The following is a 2,989-nucleotide window of genomic DNA, read 5'->3' on the forward strand; positions in this document are numbered from 1 at the left end:
GCCAGCACGCCGGCGATCACCGCGGCGTCGCCGTCGACGAGCTTGACCAGCTCGTCGGTCATCACGATGGTGCCGCCGGGAAGTGCGAAGGCGTTGGGTCCGATGCGGCTCTTGCGGAACTCGAGGCGATGCGCCGGCACGCTGCCCTGCGGTTGTGCCGAGAGCAGCTTCTCGAAGGCGGCGCGCAGGCGCTGCTGCTCGGCGGCGTCGAGCATGCTCGGCTTCATCCACTCCTCGTCGATCGAGCGCATCGCCACCTCGCCGACGGCGGCGTCGACGCTGGCCGGGATCACCCCGAGCGCGGCGTGCGCGGCTGCGGGGATGCCCCACACATAAAGCCCGGCGAGCAGCGCGACGAGCGCCGTCAGGCTGGCCAGAACGGCGCGCCAGCTCTGCTGGGCGCGGACCACCGCGCCGTCGCCGCGGCCGCACTCGAGCGCAAACGCATCCCACGCCGCGGCATCGGCGCATTGCAGTGACGCCCCGCCGGGCAGCTCGGCCACGCGCACGCCGTGCCGCGTGCGCTCCGGCCAGCGCACGCGCTCCAGCGGCACGCGCGCGGCCACGCCGTCGCCCTCGATGGCCAGCGCCTCGCCGTCGCGGCGCAGCGCCACGGCATGGGCGAGGGCACTGCGGCCATCGAAATACTCGGCGCGAAGCGGCTCGCTCATCGGCTCGGTGTCACAGGCCGATGTCCATGCCGAACAGGTCGCCGGCCGCATCGCCCGCGGCCTCGCCTTCGGCCGCGCCGGCGCGCTCGACCAGACGCTGCGAGTCGACCGACAGCAGCAGCGTGACGGCCTCGACGCGGATGCGCTGCATGGCCACCGCGGCGAACGGCCAGTACAGGCCGAGCGTCAGCACGATCAGCAGCCAGTTCTTGAGCGTCAAGCCGAACAGCGGCCAGAAGCGCAGGCTGCTCTCGAAGGCCACTGCGCGGCTGGACGTGCGCGACCAGACCAGGTTCTGCATGCGCGCGGCGAAGTAGGGCCGCGGCACCAGTTGCACCGCCAGCAGCGCGAGGAAGAAGACCGCCACGCCGATCAGCGCGGCCAGCGCCACGCCGCCGCCGCGCCCGAGCCCGCCCAGCCCGGCCATCACGCCGAAGCCCACGGCCAGCAGCGCGACGACGACGACGATCAGCATGCCCCCGGCCGCCCCGACACCGACCGTCTCGGCGAACACACCATAGAACGAGCCGACACCCGTGCGCAGCGTGGTCTGTTCGCCCGCATAGGCGTAGTGGTCGTGCTGGTACTTCTTCAGCCGCCACCACACCCAGGGCACGAAGGCGAAGAAGGCCAGCATCACGCCGATGGTGAGGAAGCCGTACCACGCCGGCGGCTTCTCCTGGTCGGGCACGCCGACCAGGGCGCCCAGCACGATCAGCCCCGGAAGGAAGAAGGGCAGCCAGGCGTCATAGGCGCCGCGCAGCGTGCCGCGGAAACGGAAGCGCAGGCCGCGCCAGCTGGTGTTGGCCAGGCGGAACTGCATCGACGACTTCAGCAGCGCCGGCCACACCGCCGCCAGGATCACGAAGGCGATGAAGCCGGCGGTGGGCGAGAAATGCCCGGCCGCCGAATACAGCACCAGCAGCAGCGCCACGAGCAGGTAGCCGCGCAGCATCTTGCGCGGATCGGCATGAAAGCCGAACGGATGCTCGCCGACCAGCGTGTTGCCGTGGAAGTAGCGCAGCCTCCGCACCTTGGCCCAGGGGTAGTACAGGCCGAGCGTCAGCAGCGTGAGCAGGAGGTTGACGATCCAGATGCGGAAGTATTCGCTGCCCGAGCCGGTGAAGCGCAGCGGCAGGCGCTGCGGCAGGCGCTGCGGCGGCCCCTCCGGTTGCGTGTCGGGCCACTCGTTCGAAGGCATGGCGCCGTCGCGTCCGGATCCGTTCATTCGTATTGGGCCCGGGGCTTGCTTGAGCCGCGGGCATTGCTCCCTTGGCGAATGACTCTACCACCGGCTTCGCAGGGCCCGCGTGGCTAGAATGATCCGAACCCCGGACGCAACCGTACGCACCAGCATGATGAAACTCATCGGCGCTCTCACCAGCCCTTACGTGCGCAAGGTGCGCATCGTGATGGCCGAGAAGAAGCTCGACTACCAGTTCGAACTCGAGGACGTGTGGAACGCCGACACCATCCTCAAGGCCAATCCGCTGGGCAAGGTGCCCTGCCTCGTGCTTGAGGGCGGCGAGGCGGTGTTCGACTCGCGCGTGATCGTCGAATACCTCGACACCCGCTCGCCGTTGAACCGCCTCATTCCCGAGTCGGGCCGCGGCCGCACCGAGGTGCGCACCTGGGAAGCGCTGGCCGACGGCGTGCTCGATGCCGCCATCCTCGCGCGGCTGGAAGCCACCTGGCCCGGCCGCGCTGCCGAGCAGCGCTCGCACGCCTGGATCGAGCGCCAGCTCGGCCGCGTCGACGGTGCGCTGGTGGCGATGAGCACCGGCCTGGGCGACAAGCCCTGGTGCTCGGGCATCCACATGTCGCTGGCCGACATCGCCGTGGGCTGCGCGCTGGGCTACCTCGACTTCCGCTTCCCGCAGATCGACTGGCGCGCACGCCACGCCAACCTGGCGAAGCTGGCGGAAAAGCTCGAGGCGCGGCAGAGCTTCCAGGACACCCGGCCGCCTACGGCCTGAGCGGGCCGCTCAGACCAGCTTCAGCGTCAGCGCCGAGGTCCGGCGGTCGAGCTGCAGCTTGCGGTACAGCGTGCGCACGCGCTGCGCCACCTCGCGCGTGCTGATGCGCAGGTCGCGCGCGATCTCGTGCGGCAGGAAGCCGTCGCAGGTCCACTGCAGCACCTGACGCTCGAGCTGGTCGGGGTGCAGCGGGTTGTCGTCGTCGGTCGAGCCGCTGTGCTTCCAGCTCACGGCGTCGAAGTGCGCCTTGATCTGGCGGGCGATGGTCGGCGACATCTCGGCGCCGCCGGCCAGCGCCTGCTCGATCGTGGCGATCAGCATCTGCGGCGACTGACCCTGCAC

At 70.6% G+C, this 2,989-nt stretch carries 4 protein-coding genes; 1 reads left to right on the forward strand and 3 read right to left on the reverse strand.

From position 1 onward, the window contains the following. A partial coding sequence (locus tag AB7U92_RS24825; protein WP_428583163.1) for a M48 family metallopeptidase occupies positions 1-671 on the reverse strand: 671 nt, incomplete at its 3' end. 10 nt (positions 672-681) lie between these two features. Next, on the reverse strand, positions 682-1,872 hold the full coding sequence (locus AB7U92_RS24830) for a YjgN family protein (protein ID WP_428583165.1): 1,191 nt from the start codon (positions 1,870-1,872) through the stop codon (positions 682-684). A 157-nt stretch (positions 1,873-2,029) separates the two neighbouring features. On the opposite strand from AB7U92_RS24830, the gene AB7U92_RS24835 reads away from it, so the two are divergent. Next, positions 2,030-2,647 (forward strand): glutathione S-transferase family protein, encoded by a 618-nt coding sequence (locus AB7U92_RS24835; protein ID WP_428583168.1) that lies wholly within the window; start codon positions 2,030-2,032, stop codon positions 2,645-2,647. A 9-nt stretch (positions 2,648-2,656) separates the two neighbouring features. Here AB7U92_RS24835 and AB7U92_RS24840 read toward each other — a convergent pair. Beyond that, positions 2,657-2,989: LuxR C-terminal-related transcriptional regulator (locus AB7U92_RS24840; RefSeq protein ID WP_428583167.1), on the reverse strand; the 333-nt coding region annotated here is incomplete at its 5' end.

Source organism: Piscinibacter sp. (assembly GCF_050175855.1).
GTDB lineage: Bacteria > Pseudomonadota > Gammaproteobacteria > Burkholderiales > Burkholderiaceae_C > Piscinibacter.

Bases quoted from the DNA above. Each gene is read 5' to 3' on its own strand.
- AB7U92_RS24830 (WP_428583165.1), bottom strand. From the start codon at position 1,872: ATGCCTTCGAACGAGTGGCCCGACACGCAACCGGAGGGGCCGCCGCAG.
- AB7U92_RS24835 (WP_428583168.1), top strand. From the start codon at position 2,030: ATGAAACTCATCGGCGCTCTCACCAGCCCTTACGTGCGCAAGGTGCGC.